22 protein-coding genes are annotated in these 20,440 nt (G+C 66.1%); 10 read left to right on the top strand and 12 right to left on the bottom strand.

The features are described 5' to 3' along the window. The first annotated feature begins 113 nt into the window (after positions 1-113). From glsA to R4P95_RS08425, 3 genes are all read left to right on the top strand, one after another. Positions 114-1,934, top strand: a complete 1,821-nt coding sequence (gene glsA, locus R4P95_RS08435) for a glutaminase A (protein ID WP_317746590.1) — start codon at positions 114-116, stop codon at positions 1,932-1,934. A gap of 94 nt (positions 1,935-2,028) precedes the next feature. Continuing rightward, a complete protein-coding gene (locus R4P95_RS08430; protein WP_317746589.1) occupies positions 2,029-2,991 on the top strand; it encodes an ATP-binding cassette domain-containing protein in 963 nt (320 codons plus the stop codon). Then, a complete protein-coding gene (locus tag R4P95_RS08425; RefSeq protein ID WP_317746588.1) occupies positions 2,988-3,827 on the top strand; it encodes an ABC transporter permease in 840 nt (279 codons plus the stop codon). The genes R4P95_RS08430 and R4P95_RS08425 overlap by 4 nt, the downstream gene beginning before the upstream one ends. 27 nt (positions 3,828-3,854) lie before the next feature. Here R4P95_RS08425 and R4P95_RS08420 read toward each other — a convergent pair whose 3' ends face one another. From R4P95_RS08420 to R4P95_RS08410, 3 genes are all read right to left on the bottom strand, one after another. After that, on the bottom strand, positions 3,855-4,358 hold the full coding sequence (locus tag R4P95_RS08420) for a MarR family winged helix-turn-helix transcriptional regulator (protein WP_208961401.1): 504 nt from the start codon (positions 4,356-4,358) through the stop codon (positions 3,855-3,857). Positions 4,359-4,434: 76 nt separating this feature from the next. Further along, positions 4,435-5,691, bottom strand: coding sequence for a class I SAM-dependent RNA methyltransferase (locus R4P95_RS08415; RefSeq protein ID WP_317746628.1), 1,257 nt, complete (start codon positions 5,689-5,691; stop codon positions 4,435-4,437). A gap of 46 nt (positions 5,692-5,737) precedes the next feature. Continuing rightward, a complete protein-coding gene (locus R4P95_RS08410; protein WP_213571779.1) occupies positions 5,738-7,732 on the bottom strand; it encodes an APC family permease in 1,995 nt (664 codons plus the stop codon). Between the two features lie 163 nt (positions 7,733-7,895). Here R4P95_RS08410 and R4P95_RS08405 point away from each other — a divergent pair, with 163 nt between their 5' ends. Both R4P95_RS08405 and R4P95_RS08400 read left to right on the top strand, forming a co-directional pair. Next, positions 7,896-8,561, top strand: a complete 666-nt coding sequence (locus R4P95_RS08405) for a potassium channel family protein (protein WP_109330643.1) — start codon at positions 7,896-7,898, stop codon at positions 8,559-8,561. Positions 8,562-8,608: 47 nt separating this feature from the next. After that, positions 8,609-9,268, top strand: a complete 660-nt coding sequence (locus tag R4P95_RS08400; protein ID WP_109330645.1) for a potassium channel family protein — start codon at positions 8,609-8,611, stop codon at positions 9,266-9,268. Between the two features lie 38 nt (positions 9,269-9,306). Here R4P95_RS08400 and R4P95_RS08395 read toward each other — a convergent pair whose 3' ends face one another. Next, a complete protein-coding gene (locus tag R4P95_RS08395; protein ID WP_213571778.1) occupies positions 9,307-10,014 on the bottom strand; it encodes a DUF3159 domain-containing protein in 708 nt (235 codons plus the stop codon). A 28-nt stretch (positions 10,015-10,042) separates the two neighbouring features. Then, positions 10,043-10,420 carry an OB-fold nucleic acid binding domain-containing protein gene (locus tag R4P95_RS08390; protein ID WP_109330649.1) on the bottom strand — a complete coding sequence of 126 codons (378 nt, stop codon included), beginning with the start codon at positions 10,418-10,420 and terminating at the stop codon, positions 10,043-10,045. A 136-nt stretch (positions 10,421-10,556) separates the two neighbouring features. On the opposite strand from R4P95_RS08390, the gene R4P95_RS08385 reads away from it, so the two are divergent. Then, positions 10,557-11,270, top strand: a complete 714-nt coding sequence (locus R4P95_RS08385; RefSeq protein ID WP_317746587.1) for an alpha/beta hydrolase — start codon at positions 10,557-10,559, stop codon at positions 11,268-11,270. A 5-nt stretch (positions 11,271-11,275) separates the two neighbouring features. Here R4P95_RS08385 and R4P95_RS08380 read toward each other — a convergent pair whose 3' ends face one another. Together R4P95_RS08380 and dut are read right to left on the bottom strand one after the other, a co-directional pair. Further along, positions 11,276-12,127, bottom strand: a complete 852-nt coding sequence (locus R4P95_RS08380) for a DUF3710 domain-containing protein (RefSeq protein ID WP_317746586.1) — start codon at positions 12,125-12,127, stop codon at positions 11,276-11,278. 2 nt (positions 12,128-12,129) lie between these two features. Then, positions 12,130-12,651 (bottom strand): dUTP diphosphatase, encoded by a 522-nt coding sequence (dut, locus tag R4P95_RS08375; protein ID WP_317746585.1) that lies wholly within the window; start codon positions 12,649-12,651, stop codon positions 12,130-12,132. Positions 12,652-12,686: 35 nt separating this feature from the next. On the opposite strand from dut, the gene R4P95_RS08370 reads away from it, so the two are divergent. Next, on the top strand, positions 12,687-13,202 hold the full coding sequence (locus R4P95_RS08370) for a DUF3093 domain-containing protein (protein WP_213571774.1): 516 nt from the start codon (positions 12,687-12,689) through the stop codon (positions 13,200-13,202). A 119-nt stretch (positions 13,203-13,321) separates the two neighbouring features. Here R4P95_RS08370 and R4P95_RS08365 read toward each other — a convergent pair whose 3' ends face one another. Further along, positions 13,322-13,624, bottom strand: a complete 303-nt coding sequence (locus R4P95_RS08365; RefSeq protein ID WP_109330657.1) for a DUF4193 domain-containing protein — start codon at positions 13,622-13,624, stop codon at positions 13,322-13,324. A 479-nt stretch (positions 13,625-14,103) separates the two neighbouring features. Here R4P95_RS08365 and cei point away from each other — a divergent pair, with 479 nt between their 5' ends. Then, complete coding sequence (gene cei, locus R4P95_RS08360; RefSeq protein WP_213571773.1) at positions 14,104-14,793, top strand: envelope integrity protein Cei; 690 nt, start codon at positions 14,104-14,106, stop codon at positions 14,791-14,793. Positions 14,794-14,804: 11 nt separating this feature from the next. On the opposite strand, the gene R4P95_RS08355 is transcribed toward cei, so the two are convergent. Further along, the gene (locus R4P95_RS08355) at positions 14,805-15,704 is read right to left on the bottom strand and encodes an inositol monophosphatase family protein (protein ID WP_317746584.1); all 900 of its coding nucleotides are present in this window, start codon (positions 15,702-15,704) and stop codon (positions 14,805-14,807) included. Between the two features lie 154 nt (positions 15,705-15,858). Here R4P95_RS08355 and ppgK point away from each other — a divergent pair, with 154 nt between their 5' ends. Both ppgK and R4P95_RS08345 read left to right on the top strand, forming a co-directional pair. Continuing rightward, positions 15,859-16,611, top strand: a complete 753-nt coding sequence (ppgK, locus tag R4P95_RS08350) for a polyphosphate--glucose phosphotransferase (protein WP_317746583.1) — start codon at positions 15,859-15,861, stop codon at positions 16,609-16,611. 121 nt (positions 16,612-16,732) lie between these two features. Continuing rightward, complete coding sequence (locus tag R4P95_RS08345; protein ID WP_109330665.1) at positions 16,733-18,109, top strand: RNA polymerase sigma factor; 1,377 nt, start codon at positions 16,733-16,735, stop codon at positions 18,107-18,109. A 76-nt stretch (positions 18,110-18,185) separates the two neighbouring features. Here R4P95_RS08345 and R4P95_RS08340 read toward each other — a convergent pair whose 3' ends face one another. The 3 genes from R4P95_RS08340 to R4P95_RS08330 form a co-directional block, all read right to left on the bottom strand. Next, positions 18,186-19,358, bottom strand: coding sequence for a cation:proton antiporter (locus tag R4P95_RS08340; RefSeq protein WP_213571771.1), 1,173 nt, complete (start codon positions 19,356-19,358; stop codon positions 18,186-18,188). A 7-nt stretch (positions 19,359-19,365) separates the two neighbouring features. Continuing rightward, entirely contained in the window at positions 19,366-19,848 is a 483-nt protein-coding gene (locus R4P95_RS08335) for a cation:proton antiporter regulatory subunit (RefSeq protein ID WP_109330669.1), read from the bottom strand. A gap of 85 nt (positions 19,849-19,933) precedes the next feature. Then, the gene (locus R4P95_RS08330; protein WP_213571770.1) at positions 19,934-20,287 is read right to left on the bottom strand and encodes a DUF952 domain-containing protein; all 354 of its coding nucleotides are present in this window, start codon (positions 20,285-20,287) and stop codon (positions 19,934-19,936) included. Positions 20,288-20,440 lie beyond the last annotated feature (153 nt).

The following is a 20,440-nucleotide window of genomic DNA, read 5'->3' as shown; positions in this document are numbered from 1 at the left end:
GCCCGCATCCTCGACAGCGCTTGACCGGCCGTGACCGGGTTCACACGACTGCGGCCACACGGGCACCCCTCGGAACCCCCGACTTCGCCGTCGTCAGGCTCTAGGGTCGTCTCATGAGCACCGTCGTCGACGCGTTGATCGGGAAGATCTTCTCCGAGACCTCCAGCAACCGCGGCGGCGAGCTGGCCGATTACATTCCGGAGCTGGCGGCCGTGGCCCCCGACTCGTTCGGTATCTGCATCGCCACGGTCGACGGATACGTGTACGAGGTGGGCGACACGCGCCTGCCGTTCACCATCCAGTCGATTTCGAAACCGTTCACCTATGCCCTCGCGCTCGCCGACCGAGGCGCGGAGGCCGTCGCGGAGAAGATCGACGTCGAACCGTCGGGGGAACCCTTCAACGAGATCAGCCTCGACCCGACGACCGAGCGGCCGCGCAATCCGATGATCAACGCCGGTGCGATCACTGCTGCGTCGTTGGTGGCCGGCCCCGACGTGGACTCGCGATTCGAACGTATCCGCGAGGCCTACTCACGGTATGCGGGGCGAGAGCTCACCTTCAACGAGGCGGTGTACGCATCCGAGTCGCACACGGGCCACCGCAACCGCGCCATCGGGCACATGCTGCGCTCGTTCGACATCATCACGGGCGACCCCGACGAGGCGGTAGACCTCTACTTCCGGCAGTGCTCGATCGACGTGACCTGCCGGGACCTGAGCCTGATGGCGGCGACGATGGCCAACAACGGGGTCAATCCCGTCACGCACGACACGGTGCTCGCGCCGGTCCTGGTCGAGCGGGTGCTGAGTGTGATGTCCACTTGCGGCATGTACGACGGCGCCGGTAAGTGGCTCTACGAGGTGGGCCTGCCCGCCAAGAGCGGCGTCGGCGGCGGGATCGTGGCGGTTCTGCCGGGCCAGATCGGCATCGCCATCTACTCGCCGAGGCTCGATGCCCACGGCAACAGCGTCCGCGGAGTCGAGGCATGCAGGGCGCTGTCGGCCGAACTCGAGTTGCATTTCCTTCACGTCACCCGGGCGGCACGCGCCGCGATCCGCGCCCGCTACTCCGTGTCGGATGCCCCGTCGCGCATGCGGCGCACTCCGGTCGAGCGGGCCACCCTCGACGATGTCGGCAAACGCAGCCGCATATACGAACTGCACGGCGATCTGTTGTTCGCCGGCGCGGAGACCGCCGTCCGTGAGATCGGCGGGGTCGACGAGGACCTCGAGGTCGTGGTGGTCGACGTCCGGCGAGTCGACGATGTGAGTGGGGTGGCCTGCCGGATGATCGACACCCTGCGAGGCACGCTCGCCCAGCGCGGGTGCGCCGTGGCGTTCGTCGACCCCGGCGGATTGCTCGGCAACTCCCGCTCGGACCTCGCGGGAGACACCGGACGGGTATTCGCCGACCTCGACGCCGCCGTGCAGTGGTGTGAAGACGTTCTCCTCGATCGGCACTGCCGGTCGGCTCGCCAGCCGGCCTCCCTCGCTGTCAGCGAACATCCGGTCCTGTCCGCACTCGACCCCGAACAGCTCGATCGGCTCACCCGCGACCTCGAGATCCGAACCTTCGACCGCGGCGAGCACATCGTTCACCGAGGGGATTCCGCCTCCGGGCTCTTCCTCATTCTCTCGGGGAAGGTGAGCACCACGATCACCGATCAGTCGGGGTCGACGTACCGCATCATCACGTTGTCAGCCGGGATGAGTTTCGGTGAGATGCCGATGATGCTCGATTCCCGCTTCCTCAACGACGTCCGGGCCGACACCGCGGTGACCGTCGCGGTGCTGACTCCCGAGCGGTACGCCGACATGGCGTCGAAGGAACCCGCACTGAAAGTCGCGCTGCTCGAGCGACTGGCGTCGGGCGCCTACGAACAGCTCGACCTCATGCTGCGGTCGCTGTTGAGGCAAGGGAACGGCAGCTGAGCGGCATACCGAAATCCGCTTGCCGGAATCGGGAAAATCGGACAGGCTCGGGGTCTCGGGATTCGACGACATTCGAACGCGAAGGCAGGGCGCAATGCTGACAGCCACGAAGCTGGCCATCGAGACGACGGGACTCGTCAAGACTTTCGGTTCCACCCGCGCCGTCGACGGACTCGACCTCTGCGTACCCCTCGGCGGCGTCTACGGCGTCCTGGGTCCCAACGGTGCCGGCAAGACCACCGCGATCCGCATGCTCGCCACGCTGCTGCCCCTCGACGGCGGATCGGCCACTGTACTCGGACACGACGTCGCCACCGAACCGGACGCCGTCCGCGGCAAGGTATCGCTGACGGGTCAATTCGCCTCGCTCGACGAGGATCTGACGGGGACCGAAAACCTCCTGCTGCTCGGCCGCCTCTTCGGTTACTCGCGCGCGGCAGCGCGATCGCGATGCGAGCGGCTGCTCGCGGCGTTCGGGCTCGAGGAGGCCGGAAATCGACAGGTGAAGAACTACTCGGGCGGGATGCGTCGCAAGCTCGACATCGCCGCGAGCATCATCGTCACACCCGAGATGATCTTCCTCGACGAACCCACCACCGGACTCGATCCCCGCAGCCGCAACCAAGTCTGGGACATCGTGCGCGCCCTCGTGGCCGGCGGGACGACAGTGCTGCTGACCACGCAGTACCTCGACGAGGCAGACCAGTTGGCCGACCGGGTGGCCGTGATCGATCACGGCAAGGTGATCGCGGAGGGCACCACCGGCGAACTCAAGGCGTCCGTCGGATCCGGGGCTCTGCATGTGCGCGTCAGCGATGCGGACACCCGGCCGGCCGCAGCGAGGTTGCTCCGTGACGTACTCGGTGTCCCAGTGACCGAGGAGAACGACCCCGTGGCGCTGACTGCCCGCATCGACGATCCGCGAAGGGTCGCGCAGGCACTCCCCGCCCTCCACGACGCCGGAATCGCCGTCAGCACATTTGCATTGGGGCAGCCGAGCCTCGACGAAGTATTCCTTTCCCTGACCGGCCGACCCACCGAGGAGCCTGCGTCATGACCTCCACCGCCGACCGGACCACCGACACCACGAAGGCGGTCGCCGACGTCCTGAAGATGCCCGGACCGCGCCCTTCGCGTCCCACTGCGTGGTCGACCTCCCTGTCGTTCGGGTGGCGTGCATTGCTGAAGATCAAGCACGTTCCCGAACAACTCTTCGACGTCACCATGTTCCCGGTCATGTTCACGTTGATGTTCACGTACCTATTCGGTGGGGCACTCGCCGGATCGACCGACGCCTACGTCCAGTTCCTGCTGCCCGGCATCCTCGTTCAAACCGTCGTCATGATCACCATGTACACCGGCCTGACGCTGAACAAGGACATCGAGAAGGGTGTCTTCGACCGCTTCCGTTCGCTTCCGATCTGGCGTCCGTCGCCCCTCGTCGGCGCCCTGCTCGGTGACGTGGTGCGCTACACGATCGCCTCGATCATCGTCCTGATCCTCGGTCTGATCCTGGGTTTCCGACCGGATGGCGGGATCGTCGGAGTCGCGGCGTCGATCGGACTGCTGTTGCTGTTTTCCTTCAGCCTGTCCTGGATCTGGACGATGTTCGCGATGCTCATGCGAACCGAGCAGGCGGTGATGGGGGTGTCGATGTTCATCCTGTTCCCGCTGACATTCGCCAGCAACATCTTCGTCGATCCCGCCACGATGCCCGGATGGCTCCAAGCGTTCGTGGGGGTCAATCCGATCAGCAAGCTGGTGACGGCCATTCGCGGACTGATGGCCGGATCGGTGCAGTCGGCTGACCTCGTCGTGGTCTTCGGCTGGTGCGCCGGTTTCATTGTCATCTTCGGACCCCTGACGATGCGCCTCTACAACCGGAAGTCCTAGTGCCCGGCACCGGCCGGAAGCGGGTGTCTAGTCCTTCTCGGTCCGGACCGGGCGCTGAGGCGGCGCAGCACTCTGCACGCGACCGTTTCGCTGTTGCACAGACGCGGTAAACGTCTCGTTGAGTTGCAGCAGCGACGTCACCGCGGCCGATGCCTGCTCCTGGGACCAGCCGTCCAACATGGCTCGCAGCCGTTCCGCGCGACGTTCGGTTGTCTCGCGGAGGACGTCGAATCCCTTGGGCGACACTTGGATACGCGACGCGCGTTTGTCGTGCGGGTCAGCCGTGCGCAGGACGTATCCCGCATCGACGAGTTCGGCGATCTGCCGGCTCAGGGACGACTGACTGACGCACAGGTCGGCGGCGAGCTCGTTCTGCCGGCACTCACCACGGGTGGACAGCACGAACAACACGCTCGTCAGAGCGGGCGCGATCACCGTCTCACCGCTCGTGAAGACGACTGCACGCAGGGAGCGCCCCAGTGCGAGTACCGCATCGGCGAGTGCCCGCGCTGTATCTGGCTGTACCGACATCCGATCCCCGTCCTAGTCCCGCTGTTGCAGGGAGAACTATACGGAGGTCGGGGTGCGGCACGCCGCTGCAGTCCGGTCACCGCGTGAGCAGGGCGATGCACTCCACGTGGTGAGTCAACGGGAATGCATCGAAGGCCCGGACGGTATCGAGCCGGTAGCCCTCACCGAGGTAGAGACCGACGTCCCGGGCGAAGGACGCCGGATCACATCCGACGTGCACGATGCGTTCGGCACCTGCCGACGACACCGCCGCGATCACGTCTCGCCCCGCGCCGGTGCGCGGCGGGTCGAGCACCACCACCCGGGGCGGCCTCGCGAGTTCGGACAGCGCACGTTCGACCCGCTCCGGATGGAAACGGACCTGCGGTAGATCCGCCAGTGCTGCTCTTCCGTCGGCGACAGCCTGCTTCGAGGACTCCACCGACTCCACGAGCCCCGCGCCTGCCAGTGCTGCCGCGAACACACCCACCCCTCCGTAGAGGTCCCACGCCGTATCACTCGCGGTCACACCGGCCCACTCCGCTACCACGGTCGAATACGTCTGCGCCGCTCCACGATGCGCCTGCCAGAAACCGGTGGCAGCCAGCGTCCATTCTCGGTGGTGTACCCCTTCCCGCGGGCGCCCAGACCCCTCGAACAGCCGCTCGATTCGCGGCGCCGCGACAGCCGCCCGTCGCGCTGCGGCACCCCGTCGACCGGGACTCGTGCGTCCCGTCTTCGACACCTTCGGGGGCGCGATCTCGACAACGTGGCGCTCTCCGGCACCGTCGAGAACGATCTGCACCTCACTGCCCGGCGTCCACTCGTGCTCGGCGATGCCGTCATACGCAGCACTCTCGATTTGCGGGCACTCGAGGTCGGTAACGATGCCCGAACTTCGATACCGGTGATATCCCGGCAGCCCGTTGCCATCGACAGCCAACCGCACACGGGTGCGCCAGCCGGTTCCGTCACCGGTGCCGGGCAGTTCCTCCACGTCCACGTTCCGGTCCACCCGCGCGAGCCGCAGCAGCTGCTCGGCCACGATCTGCGACTTCATCTGTCGCTGGAAGGCGAGGCGGGCATGAGACATGTCACAGCATCCGGCGCCTCCCGGTCCCGATATCGGGCAGATGGGTGCAATCCGCTCGGGCGATCCCTCGAGAATGTCGACGGCCTCCGCGCGGCAAAACGATCCGCCGCGATCTTCGGTGACGATCGCGATGACCCGCTCCCCGGGCAGGCCATGACGCACGAACACCACCCGCCCCTCGTGCCGTGCGACGACGAATCCACCGTGCCCAGGATTGCCGAGGGTCAGCTCGAGGCGCCGGCCGGTCCAGTTCTCAGTCAACGCTGCCATCCGTCCAACACTGCCATCCGTCCAACACTGCCATTCGTCACTTCTCTTCGGGGTCGTACCCGCGCCGGGTGGCGCCGGCGGTGTACTCGACGCCGAGCGTCTTCGCCTTCTCCGACGAGTTCAGCTGCCAGGGAACGCTGGTCACCATCACACCTGGTTGGAACAACAGCCTGCTCTTCAGTCTCAGCGCGCTCTGGTTGTGCAGGATCTGCTCCCACCAGTGCCCGACGACATACTCGGGAATGAACACAGTGACGACGTCACGCGGAGCATCCTTGCGGACCCGCCGCACGTAGTCGAGGACCGGTTTGGTGATTTCACGGTAGGGCGATTCGATGACCTTCAGGGGCACCGCGATGTCGCTCTTCTCCCACTGCCGCACCAGCGCCCGCGTATCCGGTTCGTCGACGTTGACAGTGATCGCCTCGAGGGTGTCGGGGCGAGTGGCCCGGGCGTACGCGAGTGCTCGCATGGTCGGCATGTGAAGCTTGGACACCAGGACGATCGAGTGGGTCCTGCTTGGCAGCACACCGTCCCATTCCTGCTCCTCGAGCTCGGCAGTGACACTGTCGTAATGCTTCCGGATCATCTTCATCACCACGAAGATGGCCACCATGGCGACGATGGCGATCCATGCCCCGGCCGCGAACTTGGTGATCAACACGATGATCAGGACCGCGCCGGTCATGGTGAGACCGATCGAGTTGATCACCCGCGAACGCTGCATCCGACGGCGTTGCCGCGGATCGGTCTCCGAGGCGAGATGCCGGGTCCAGTGCCGGATCATCCCGGTCTGGCTCAGGACGAACGAGACGAACACCCCGACGATGTAGAGCTGGATCAGCTTGGTCACCTCGGCGTCGAAGAGGACGACGAAGGCAATGGCCGCACCGGAGAGGAACAGGATGCCGTTGCTGAAGGCGAGCCGGTCACCACGGGTGTGGAGCTGCCGCGGCAGATACCTGTCCTGCGCCAGGATGGAACCCAGGACCGGGAACCCGTTGAATGCCGTGTTGGCCGCCAGCACGAGGATGAGCGCCGTGACGATGGCAATGAAGTAGAAGCCGATGGGAAATCCACCGAAGACCGTCTCGGCCACCTGAGCGATGAGCGTCTTCTGCTCGTAGCCGGTCGGCGCGCCGATCAACTGTGCAGCGGGATTGTGTGCGTAGACGATTCCGATCTTCTGCGCCAGGATGATGATGCCCATCAGGAGGACGATCGCGATCGTGCCCAGCAGGAGCAGCGTCGTGGCGGCGTTCCGGGACTTCGGTTTACGGAACGCGGGAACACCGTTGCTGATGGCCTCCACACCGGTGAGCGCCGCGCACCCCGAGGAGAACGCGCGCGCGATGAGGAAGGCGAAGGCGACGCCGTACAGGTGGGAGTCCTCTGCCGCGAGTTCGAACCCCGCAGATTCCGCCTGTAGGTCTTCGCCGAGAACGTAGATCCGGAACAGCCCCCAGGACAGCATCAGCACCATGCCGAAGATGAACGCATACGTCGGAATCGCGAACGTGGTACCTGATTCGCGGATGCCGCGAAGGTTGATCGCGGTGAGCAGGACGATGGCCGCCACGGCGAAGAGAACCTTGTGCTGAGCCACGAACGGCACGGCCGAGCCGATGTTGGACGCTGCCGATGAGATTGACACCGCGACGGTCAGCACGTAGTCGACCAGCAGCGCGCTGCCCACGGTGAGGCCGGCAGTGGGACCCAGATTGACCGTGGCGACCTCGTAGTCGCCGCCGCCCGACGGATAGGCGTGCACGTTCTGCCGATAGCTCGCCACCACCACCGCCATCACGGCGGCCACGGCAAGTCCGATCCACGGCGTGTACGCGTACGCGGAGATGCCTGCCACCGACAGCACCAGGAAGATTTCCTCAGGCGCGTACGCGACCGAGGACATCGCGTCGGACGCGAAGACCGGTAGTGCGATTCTTTTGGGAAGCAGCGTGTGCCCGAGCTTGTCGCTCCGGAAGGGTCTGCCGAGCAGTAGCCGCTTGGTGGCGGTCGAGAGCTTTGACACTGGCAAAGCGTAAGCCGTCGGCGAAGAAACTGGACCGTCGCCCACCGAAGTGTCCGGATTGCGATCTGTGTCTCGGTTGCTCTTTCGCCTGGGCACTGTACGGTTCGATTCGGTATGCACGTGCTCGGGACGTGACACCACAAGTCCATGAACGGAGTAACAGGTGTATGTGGTCATCATGGGATGCGGCCGAGTCGGCTCGTCCCTCGCCGGATCGCTGACCCGCATCGGACATGACGTCGCGGTCATCGACCGCGATCCGGCCGCATTTCTGCGACTCGATCCCGACTTTCCCGGACGCACGGTCGTCGGGATGGGCTTCGACCGCGACGTACTGGTGAAGTCCGGTATCGAACGGGCCGAGGCCTTCGCGGCCGTGTCTTCCGGCGACAACTCCAACATCATCTCGGCACGTGTGGCGCGGGAGACGTTCGGAGTCGAGCGCGTAGTCGCCCGGATCTACGACGCGAAGCGCGCCGCGGTCTACGAGCGGCTCGGAATCCCCACCGTGGCGACGGTCCCGTGGTCGACGGATCGTTTCCTGCACACCCTGACTCGTGACAGCCAGACGGCCAAATGGCGTGACCCCTCGGGAACCGTTGCCGTCACCGAGTTGTCGCTCCACGAGGACTGGATTGGCAGGCCGATCGCCGAACTCGAGGCCGCCACCTCGTCACGGGTGGCCTTCATCATCCGTTTCGGAACGGGCATCCTCCCCGACCGCAAGACGATCTTCCAGGCTGACGATCAGGTGTATATCGCGGCAGTGTCCGGAACCGTCGCCGAAGCCGTCGCTCTCGCGGGCAATCCCCCACCCTCGGAGAACTGAGTGCCAGTGAGAAATTTCACGATCGAACACCCGAACGGAAGCAGCCGATGAGAGTCGCAATCGCAGGCGCGGGTGCCGTAGGACGCTCCATCGCGCGGGAATTGGTGCGCAGCGAACACGACGTCATGCTGATCGAGCGCAAGCTCGAACACATCGAGCAGGAGTCCGTACCCGAGGCCACCTGGGTTCACGCCGACGCCTGTGAACTGAGCAGCCTCGAGGCCGCCACCCTGGAAACGTACGAAGTGGTGATCGCTGCCACCGGCGACGACAAGGCGAATCTCGTCCTCAGTCTCCTCGCCAAAACCGAGTTCGGGGTTCGCCGCGTCGTCGCCCGGGTCAACGACCCCCGCAACGAATGGCTGTTCGACGAGTCGTGGGGCGTCGACGTGGCGGTGTCGACGCCACGCATGCTGGCGTCACTCGTCGAGGAGGCGGTGTCGGTCGGCGACCTGGTTCGCCTCATGACCCTCCGTCAAGGGCAGGCCAACCTGGTCGAGGTCACGCTGCCCGACAACACCCCACTTGCAGGCAAAGCCGTGCGCAAGCTCCAGTTGCCGCGTGACGCAGCGCTGGTCACCATTCTTCGCGGTGGTCGAGTGATCGTGCCGCAGCCGGACGACCCGCTCGAGGGCGGCGACGAACTTCTCTTCGTCGCCGGAGTCGACGTCGAAGACGCTCTGCGGACCGCTGTCGGCCTCTCGTAGGCTCGCGGAGAAGCGGATGAGGCGGTCGGGGCGACCGCCTACGACGACCGTGGATCCTCGCGGGGTCCACCCGCCTCCGTGTCGTCGGTCGGCATGACCGCGCCCTCCGGATGATCGGTGGGCTCGGCCGCCTCCGTGGGTCGCGGCTCGACGATCCGATCGGCGCGCCGCACGGCCCAGATGGTCACCAGCAGCGCCAATCCGGCGAGCGGCCACCCCATCGCTATGCGGGCGACGGCGAGCCAACCGGTCTGGTCGGAATCGTACAACTGTGACTGCACGAGGTACCGGGCACCGAAGACCAGCGCCCACGCCCCGGTCGCCACGTCATAGGCCCGCACGGCGCCCCGGTGGCGACGCCACAGATTCCCGTGGCCGTTCAGGAACCCCCAGATGATGCCGACGATCGGCCAGCGCACGAGGATCGAGCCGAGAAACACCGCAGCGTACGCGAGGCTGGTGTAGATCCCGAAGAGGAAGTAGCCCTTCGCATCACCGGTGCGATAGGCGATGAAGGCAGAAATTCCGACCCCGAAGAAGCCGGAGATGGCCGGTTGGACGGGACTGCGGCGAATGATGCGCCAGACGAGGATCGACGCGGCAACACCCAGGGCGGCCCAGATCGCCGGACCAAGACCCCATACTCCGTTGACCGGCACGAAGACGAGAATGGGCAGGGTGGAATAGATCAGTCCGCTGAACCCGCCGAGCTGCTCGAGAACGGACTGCTGCTTCGTTTCGGTCACTCGACGAGAGTGCCACACGAACCGGGACCTACGATTCGCCCCGCAACTCGTAATACGGGTTGAAGATCACCTTCTGGCCGTCGCGATCACCGACACGACCCCGGACCAACAGGGTTTTGCCGGGTTCGATCCCCGGAATTCGGCGTCGCCCGATCCAGACCAGCTTGACCTGTTCGGTGCCGTCGAAGAACTCCGCTTCGATGCTGGCGTTGCCGGACTTGGGACACGCCTCGACGCTGCGGAGCCGGCCCAGCATAGTTACTTCCTCGCCGCGGCTGCAGTCGCAGGCCCGCTGCGCGCCGGACGCCTGAGACGTCTCGGCCATTTCCTCGGCGTCCAGCTGATCGAGGTCTTCGGTGAGCCTGCGGGTGAGCCGACGAAAATATCCTGCCGTGGCGGGTGCCATTGCGCGCTCCTGGAGCATGTGCGGCGCGAGATCTTCGCGCCGCTCGTAGGGCTGTGTAATCGCCACTGTAGACCCAATGCTTCGCGGCAACCACACGACCGCAGTGGCATCGTGACGGACCAGGCAAGATCACCTCATGCCTTCGACATTCCGGCCACGCACGGCCGTGGTCCTGCCAGGAACGGGATCCGACGCGGACTTCGTCGCACGGGCCTTCACCGAGCCTCTTGCCCGGCGCGGAGTTCGCACACTGGCCGTCGACCCGGACCCCCGGAGAGTCGTCGGAAGCTACGTGGACGCACTGAACACCGCCGCCGCGGCCGGTGAACCGATTCTGGTCGGTGGAGTCTCCATCGGCGCCGCGGTTGCGCTGCAGTGGGCCGCGACCCACCACGAACACGCGGCAGGTGTGCTGGCGGCTCTCCCAGCCTGGACCGGAACGGCCGAGGATGCGCCAGCGGCTGCGAGCGCACGATTCACGGCGGCCCGACTACGCGCGGACGGCCTCGAACAGGTGACCGCCGAGATGGTCGCATCCAGTCCGCCCTGGCTCGGCCGCGAACTGGCGAAGTCGTGGCGGTCGCAGTGGCCGCATCTTCCGGCTGCCCTGGACGAGGCGTCGCGGTACCACGGTCCCGCCGAGGACGATTTGGAACGGATCGACGTGCCGGTAGGGATCGCCGCGGCCACCGACGACGCCGTTCACCCGATCGAGGTGGCCCGGACGTGGGCCGCTCTGCTACCGCACGCGGGCCTGGTGACCGTGTCACTCGACGACATCGGCGTGGACCCGGCCGTACTCGGATACGCGAGCCTGCGCGGGCTGGACTCGGTGCTGCGCCGGCCCTGAGTGCGTCAGCGGCCCAGCTGCTGCATCGCGGAGCCGGATTCGCCGCGCCGTTGTTGGGGCGGAGCCGGTGCCGGCTGCCCGTCCTGGGGTTGCGCGGGAGCCGTTGCGGGCTGCGCACCGGATTGCTGAGAAGCAGGCTGGGCGGCGGCTTGCTGCTGAGCCAGCTGCTGCTGGTGGGCCGCCGCGAGCTGCTGGGCGAGAGCCTGCGGCAGGACGACCGGGAGCGGGGTCCGGACTGGGTGCGGTTCGGTTCCCCGCTTGACCACGGTGTCCCGCAAGATGGCCCGGGCTGTGGCGACGAGGTCGGAGTCGGCGGTGTTTCCGCCACTGGGACCGGCGACGACGCACCGCACCATCCACCGGTAACCGTCCACTCCGATGAAGCGAAGGTCTGCGTTGGGCGTCACGGCGAAGACCTCACGTCCCCACGGCCCGTTCTCGATGCTGACGGTGGCGTTGTCACCCCTCAGGGACTCGGCGAGGTCGCCGGCCACTTCCCGCCACTGGCCGGGCGACTTGGGTGCGGCGTACGCCGCGACCGTGATCCGTCCGAGCTGGGTGACCAGATGAACAGCCTGCGGAGAACCGTCGGGCGCCATCTCGACCTGCAACTGAGCGCCCTGAGGCATCGGGACGAGCACCGACCCGAGATCGAGCCGGGTCCCCACCTCGCCCACCGTGAGGTCGGCGTCCGATTCGAGGTCGTCGGCGTCGTAGGGGCCGCCGTCCACATCGCCGATCGCGTCGTAGTCACCCTCGGCATCCTCGTAGTCGTCAGCGGGGATTGCCGCGTCGGCGTCGTCGAAGAAGCCGGGACGGTCCTCCTCGGATTCGTTCTTCTTGCGGCGTCCGAACATGATCACGCTCCTTCTCTGGCGTTGCCGACGAGGCTGGCATGGCCTCCGCTCGACCCGTGTCCGTCGGTGCCGCGGGTGGTGTCGTCGAGCGACTCCACCTCGACGAAGGACACCAACTCCACACGCTGCACCAGCAGCTGGGCGATGCGGTCGCCGCGGCGGATCTCGATCGGTGTCTCACGATCGTGGTTGATCAGGCAGACCTTGATCTCGCCGCGGTACCCGGCGTCGATGGTGCCGGGCGTGTTGACCACCGACAGTCCCGACTTCGCGGCCAGACCGGACCGGGGGTGAATCAGCCCGACGGTGCCCAAGGGCAGCGCGATCGCGATTCCGGTACCGACGAGGGCGCGCTGACCCGGTTCGAGGGTGAGATCGGAAGTGCTGCACAGGTCGACACCGGCGTCGCCGTCGTGCGCGCGTCGCGGTACCGGAATGGCTGGATCCAACCGCTGGAGGCCAACGGGGGGAAGGGCTGCAGTTCCTGCGAGAGGAAGGCCGGGAGGTAGGTCGCTCACGTGCACCGAGCCTACTCGTAGGCAGCGACTATCCTGGTGGCGTGTCAGAAACGTCCAGGCCCGAAGCCGCGCCCACCGACCACACCTCGCCGACGCTGTACTCGGAACGCCTCTGGGTACCCGTCTGGTGGTGGATCGCGGGCCTCTTCGTCGCCGGACTGCTGGCTGCAGAGGTACACATGGGTGCGCCCGGCCTTCGTGCCTGGTTGCCCTATGTCCTGCTACTTCCCCTCCCGATATGGGGAATGGTCTGGCTCAGCAGAACGAGAGTCGAACTCGTCGACGAGGCGGACGGCGTCCACCTCCGAGTCGGACAGGCTCACCTGCCGGTCGATGTCATCGCGCGGGTTGCCGAGGTTCCGGCCACCGCGAAGAGCGCAGCACTAGGACGGCAGCTCGACCCGGCCGCCTTCGTGCAGCACCGGGTGTGGGTGAAGACGATGGTGCTGATCGTCCTGGACGATCCCGAGGATCCGACTCCGTACTGGTTGATCAGCACCCGACGGCCGGCCGAATTGCTGGCCGCTCTCGATCGTGTGCGCCCCGAGGGACACTGAACCGGGTCCTGTACCGGCGGTACCGGCACGGTTCGCTCCGCAGACACAACGGCCGGATCAGTCCCCCGGCACATAAAACGGACGGTGGTATTCCACCGTCCGTCGCATGCGCTCGTACCTCAGGCTGCGCAGTCCCTGCACACGAGCACTCCACCTGCATCGGTGGCGAGGCGGCTGCGGTGGTGCACGAGGAAGCAGCTCGAACAGGTGAACTCGTCGGCCTGCTTGGGGATGACCCGCACCGAGAGTTCCTCGCCGGACAGGTCGGCGCCCGGAAGTTCGAACGATTCCGCGGTGTCGGATTCGTCTACGTCGACAACAGCCGACTGAGCCTCGTTGCGTCGCGCCTTGAGCTCCTCCAGCGAATCCTCCGAAACCTCGTCGGACTCCGTTCGCCGCGGTGCGTCGTAGTCAGTTGCCATGTCGTCTTCCCCTCATCTTCTTTCATGTATCCCGGCCTCGCGGGGCCCGTCGAACGAAAGTCGGTCGATCGTCCACACGAAAACCGCCTCGGCGCAGATCACACCAGCGGCTGCACAACGTCGCAGCGGCCGCCCACGTGCCCGGATCCAGCTCCCGGGGACATGATGTGCGCCTCACTTCGTCTCTTCTGTCCGCCCTCGTCGTACGTGCATTTAACGACTGGGGCCGCCAGACAGTAGCCGAAGGGAGTACAAAAGTCGTAACCGAATCAACGGATCGCGCAAATTGTCTGCTAATCGTCACCAACCCCACAGCAAGTTGTGACATTCGACAAAAGGGACGGGTACGGAGATATGACACTGGTGGGATCTAAGGTAGGTGCCGAACCTGCGCCACAACGTGTGGCCGGGCCCTGTATCGATGCGCTGTACGGGGTGGACGTATCCAGCGCTGTTCGTAGGAGAGGTCGAGGCACACTGTGGTTTCACTGATCACCGAAGGCAGTTCGCGCGACGAGAACGGTCGTCCGTTCCGGCGACGGCGAGCGTTGCCCATTCTCGTGGTGTTCGCGGTTCTCGCCCTACTCGGCGCGGTGGTGTGGGCGGGAATTCTGGGCGAGGACGAAAACCTCGCCACCACCGTGGATTGCAACGCTCCTGCGCCGGCGTCGCAACCGGCGGATCCGGGGGCCCCGCCGCAACAGACTCTCGGTGAAAAGGTAGACCCGTCGACGCTCCGGGACGTCGAGCCGGCCGCCCTGTCCGCCACCAAGGTGCGGGTGTTCAACGCGAACGGTGAGCACGGCCAGGCAGCCCAGGTCGCCGCCCAGCTGAGCGACTACGGCTTCGCGAGCGCACCCGACGTGCAAGCCGGCAACGACCCGATCTACCTCGACCAGAACATGCAGTGTCAGGGGCAGCTGCGGTTCGGTCCTCAGGGTCTCGCCGCCGCGAGCGCCGTCTGGCTGGTGGCGCCGTGCGCGGAACTGATCCAGGATGCACGCACCGACGACACCGTCGATCTCGCGCTCGGCACCTACTTCCGGAAGATCTCACCGAACACCGACGCCGAGGAGGTGTTGCGGTCCCTGAAGGATCCTCCTCCGGGAACGCAGCCCGCCCCACTCGACATCGACCTGCTGAAGGCCGCTCGCACCGCCCGCTGCTGATCCCGCGGCCGTTACTCCGGGATCGGCCGGTCGCACCCGACCTCCGCGAACAATGCGTCGAGGGCGTCGGCGATGCCGGGGGCGGCAGCGACGGTGATCTCCCCGTCGGCGCTGGAGGTGTGCGGTGACGGGACGCGTACGCGGGCGCCCGCCTCCGCGGCGATCAGCGATCCGGCGGCCCAGTCCCAGGGGCTCAACCCGTGTTCGAAGTGGGCATCCACCCGGCCCGCAGCGACCATGCACAGATCGAGCGCCGCTGAGCCGATGCGTCGGATGTCCCGCACGCGCGGCAGAATGTCGCCGATCAGTGCGCCCTGTACGGCGCGCCTGCCTGCGCCGTATCCGAATCCTGTGGCGAGCAGAGTCATCGACAGCTCGCGGACAGGGTTGCAGCGTAATTCGCTCACCCGGCCGTCCACATCAGTCATCGTGGCACCGCGGCCCGACGCGGCGGAGTAGGTCGACTGCGCCGCCACGTCGACGACCGCCCCGGCGACCGAGACCCCGTCGATCTGCGCCGCCACCGACACGGCGTAGGCCGGTACGCCGTACAAGAAGTTCACCGTGCCATCGATCGGATCCACCACCCACCGCACGCCGTCGAGCGAATCCCCCTCTCCCCCACCTTCTTCCCCGAGGATCGCATCGTCCGGACGCCACTGCGCGAGGCGGTCCCGGATGACGAGTTCAGCTTCGGTGTCGACCACCGTCACAGGATCGGTCGGACTACTCTTCGACGCTACCGAGTCGCCGGAACCCAGTCGGCTCCCGACGATCCCGAAAACCTCGGGCCGCCGGGCGCGGACATGAGCTGCGGCCTCCTGCGCCACCGCCACGGCAACCTCGCGGAGATGCTGGGGATCGGGGGCGGTGTGGCCTCGGACAGTGTCTCGACTCTGGGGTGCGTGCACAGACCCATCGGATCACACTTCCCCTGCCTCCCACCACCGCTGGAGGCACGGTGGGGCCTCCGTGTCATCCACCCAACTCGGCACGACCCATTAGTGTGACGATCAGCAGGAGCGTTTCCGAGCACGCCACAGTCGACACGGAGGAGTACACGCGATGACCAGGACTGGGTTCGGCGTCGACGTCGGAGGCAGTGGCGTCAAGGGCGGTGTGGTGGACCTCGAGACCGGCAAGCTGGTCGGGGATCGCATCAAGATTCTCACTCCACAACCGTCCACGCCGGAGGCCGTCGCCGACACCGTCGCCGAAATCGTTCGTCAAGCGTCGTGGGACGGGCCGGTGGGGATCACCTTGCCGAGCGTCGTCACCGGCGGAGTCGCCCGGTCCGCGGCGAACATCGACAAGAAGTGGATCGGTACGGACGCCCGTGCACTGTTCAGCGAGGCGCTCGGCGGACGGAGCGTCACCGTCCTCAACGACGCCGACGCCGCCGGGATCGCCGAGGACGCCCTCGGCGCCGGCAGGGACGCCAAGGGCGTCATCATCCTCCTCACCTTCGGCACGGGTATCGGATCGGCGATCCTCCACAACGGCGTCCTGCTTCCCAACACCGAGTTCGGGCACATGGAAGTGGACGGAAAGGAAGCCGAGCATCGTGCGGCGTCCTCGGTCAAAGAGGACAAGGATCTCTCCTACAAGGAGTGGGCGGTGGAGGTGTCCCGGGTGCTCACCCGCTTCGAGGACCTCCTGTGGCCGGATCTGTTCATCGCCGGGGGCGGAATCAGCCGCAAACACGAGAAGTGGATTCCCCATCTCACCAACCGGACCACCGTCGTACCTGCTGCCCTCCTGAACTCGGCGGGCATCGTCGGCGCTGCTCTGGCGGTCGAAACGGGCATCGCTCCGTAACTGTTTCGGATAGGTCGTTACAATGGAAGAGCCCGGCTGCGCGCCGGCAAAACCAGTAGACCTCTCCGCCGGATGACCACTCTGGCGTGACGCCGCACGACACCGTCACGAAAGGGCGTACGTGGCAGCCACCGATACACGTCAGACTGCTGATTCGACTTCAGAGTCAGGACCGGAAGCACCAGTCGCACAGGCCGCCGACGGAACTGCTTCGGCAGTCGAGGAAGCTCCCGCGAAGAAGGCTCCGGCCAAGAAGGCTCCCGCCAAGAAAGCGGCGGCAAAGAAGGCTCCTGCGAAGAAGGCAGCAGCAAAGAAGGCGGGCGGCAAGAAGGCCACGTCCGGCAAGACCGGCGACGGTGAGGACGGCCCCGACGAGGATGTCGCGGACATCGAGGACATCGACATCACCGAGGGTGACCTCGCGGAGGTTGAGTCCGATGTCGTCGAGGTCGTTGCAGTCGGCGAGGAGGACGAAGCCGAAGAGCCGTCCGACAAGGACAAGGCATCCGGCGACTTCGTGTGGGACGAGGAAGAGTCGGAGGCGCTCCGGCAGGCCCGGAAGGACGCCGAACTGACGGCCTCGGCCGACTCGGTCCGTGCCTACCTCAAGCAGATCGGCAAGGTCGCCCTCCTGAACGCCGAGGAGGAGGTGGAGCTCGCCAAGCGGATCGAGGCGGGCTTGTATGCCACGCAGATCATGCAGGAGCTCGCCGACGCGGGCGAGAAGCTTCCCGCCGCCCAGCGTCGCGACATGAGCTGGATCTGCCGTGACGGCAACCGCGCCAAGAACCACCTGCTCGAGGCGAACCTTCGCCTCGTGGTGTCGTTGGCCAAGCGCTACACAGGCCGCGGCATGGCTTTCCTCGACCTCATCCAGGAAGGCAACCTGGGCCTCATCCGTGCAGTCGAGAAGTTCGACTACACCAAGGGCTACAAGTTCTCGACCTACGCAACGTGGTGGATCCGTCAGGCCATCACCCGCGCCATGGCGGACCAGGCACGCACCATCCGTATCCCGGTGCACATGGTCGAGGTCATCAACAAGCTCGGCCGCATCCAGCGTGAACTGCTCCAGGACCTGGGCCGCGAACCCACTCCCGAAGAGCTCGCGAAGGAAATGGACATCACGCCGGAGAAGGTGCTGGAAATCCAGCAGTACGCCCGTGAGCCCATCTCCCTCGACCAGACCATCGGTGACGAGGGCGACAGCCAGCTCGGTGACTTCATCGAGGACTCCGAAGCTGTGGTGGCCGTCGACGCCGTGTCGTTCACGTTGTTGCAGGACCAGCTGCAGTCGGTACTCGAGACGCTGTCCGAGCGCGAAGCAGGTGTCGTCCGGCTCCGCTTCGGACTCACCGACGGGCAGCCGCGCACGCTCGACGAGATCGGACAGGTGTACGGCGTCACGCGCGAGCGCATCCGTCAGATCGAATCCAAGACCATGTCGAAGCTGCGGCACCCGTCCCGGTCCCAGGTGCTGCGCGACTACCTGGACTAGACGCACAGATCCCACTCGATGCCCCGGACTTCCGAGTCCGGGGCATCGTCGTGTCGTAGGGACCGGTGTCGGGCCCTCAGGCGCTCGCGCGCACTCGCAGCCATGCTTCGGCGACCGGTTCCACCACACGCGCCGCGATGGGTCCGATGACCGCCATCAGGAGAACGTAGGCCGTGGCGAGGGCGACGAGTTGGCTTTCGACTGCACCGGCCGCCACGGCGAGTCCGGCGATGACGATCGAGAATTCCCCCCGCGCAATCAGCGCCACCCCGGCCCTGGCGCGGCCCAGGCGGCCGACACCCTGTTGCTTGGCCGCCCACGCACCGGTGATCATCTTGGTGAGCGCTGTGGTGACCGCCAGAAGGACGGCCCAGCCGAGGACCGGGGGAATTGCCGTCGGATCCGTGTTGAGACCGAACACGACGAAGAACATGGCGGCGAAGAGATCGCGGAGGGGTTCGAGGACGCGGCTCGCGTTGTGCGCGGTGGAACCGGAAATCGCGATCCCCAGCAGGAAGGCCCCCACCGCAGCCGACACCTGCATCGCCGAACTGATCCCGGCGATCAGAAGGGCTGCGCCGAGCAACTTCAACAACAACGTCTCACTGTCCGGGCTGTCCAGCACAGCGGAGACGTAGCGTCCGTACCGCAGGGCGATCACCAGGACGACCGAAATCACTATCAGCGAGATGCCGACTGCCTCGAGGCCACCGAGAATACTGACCCCGGCGAGCAACGCGGTGAGGATCGGAAGGTAGACGGCCATCGCGAGGTCCTCGAACACCAGGATGGACAGCACGACCGGAGTTTCCCGGTTGCCGAGGCGGCCGAGATCGGTGAGGACCTTCGCGATGATGCCGGAGGACGAGATGTAGGTGACGCCGCCCAGCACCACCGCCCCGGTGGTCCCCCAGCCGAGGAATAACGCGACGGCCGCGCCCGGCGCGGCGTTCAGAACCAGATCGACGACACCGGCCATCCACGATCTGCGTAAACCGGTGACGAGCTCCGAGGCCGTGTATTCGAGGCCGAGAAGCAGCAGAAGCAGTACGACTCCGATCTCACTGGCGATATGGCTGAACTCACTGATGTCTCCGAGCTGGACGAAGCCGCCACTCCCGAAGCACAGCCCGCCCAGCAGGTAGAACGGGATCGGCGACATGCCGAATCGTGCGGCGAGGCGGCCGAGAAGCCCGAGCGCGAAAAACACCGCGCCCAGTTCGATGAGCGCGAGCGTGGTGGTGTTCACGGGACTGTCAGCCGTTGGCCAGGAGCTTGGCCGCTGCGTCCAGTCCCTCTGTGGTTCCGACGGTAACTAGAAGATCGCCTGACGTGAGCATGAAATCCGGCTTCGGCGACGGGTACACCTCGCCCGCCCGCATTACCGCGACGATCGAGACCCCGGTGCGGGTACGCATCGCCGTATCCCCGAGCGGACGCCCGTCGAACCGGGAATCTTCCTTGATGTAGAGCTGCTTGGTGCGGATTCCGGGGAGGTCGCGGTGCTCCTCTTCCAATTGGGCCACCAGTTGCGGCGCACCCAGCAGATTGCTGAGGACCGCCGCCTCCTCGGTACTCAACGGCAGGGACGCGGCGCACGCGTCGGGGTCGTCCTGTTTCGACACGATCAGGTCTGTGCGACCGTCACGATGGCTGACGACACCGATACGACGACCGGAGGCGAGTACGAAGTCTTTGCGTACGCCGATTCCGGGTAGAGGCGTCACTTCTACGTTCATGCCTCCACGGTAGTCCCGCGGGGCGACACGGCGGTGTCGGGCGCGCGAGAGGGTGTTCGGCGACCCGCGCGGTCTTTCGGTTCCGTCACACCAGAGCGGGAAACCGGCCGTCGGCGCCGGGACGGTAGTCCTCGATCGAGGTGACCGCAGCCAACGGCAGTGGCCCGTAGAGGTGGGGAAAGAGCATCGAGGACGGGTCGGTCGGCACACCGGGCTCCCAGAGCACCGGCGAGCCGAGAGCGGTCGGATCGAGCCACAGAATCACCAGATCCGAGCGCCCCGCGAAGAGCCGGTTGGCCGGCAGGTGCACCTGCGCCGGCGTCGACAGATGAATGAATCCGTCGGCGCCGAACGACTCCGGTATACGTCGGCCGCTTCCCAGCGCCTCATTCCAGTCATCGCGGCTACAGATGTGCACGAGCGCCTGTTCCGAATTCACTCGGCGAGAATAGCGTTCCGACGCGGGACGGCGAATCAGCTGTCAGCGAACTCATACCGCGAAGTCTGTTCATATTCGCCCTCGTCACGGGGTGTTGCGCAGGTTTCCGAGCTGTTTCGTGTGTGATGCAACACTGAGAAACGCCTACGGGAA

The organism is Rhodococcus sp. IEGM 27, from assembly GCF_033142305.1.
GTDB lineage: Bacteria > Actinomycetota > Actinomycetes > Mycobacteriales > Mycobacteriaceae > Rhodococcus_F > Rhodococcus_F oxybenzonivorans.
Note: the sequence above shows the minus strand (reverse complement) of the source record. Positions and strands in the feature narration are given on the sequence as shown.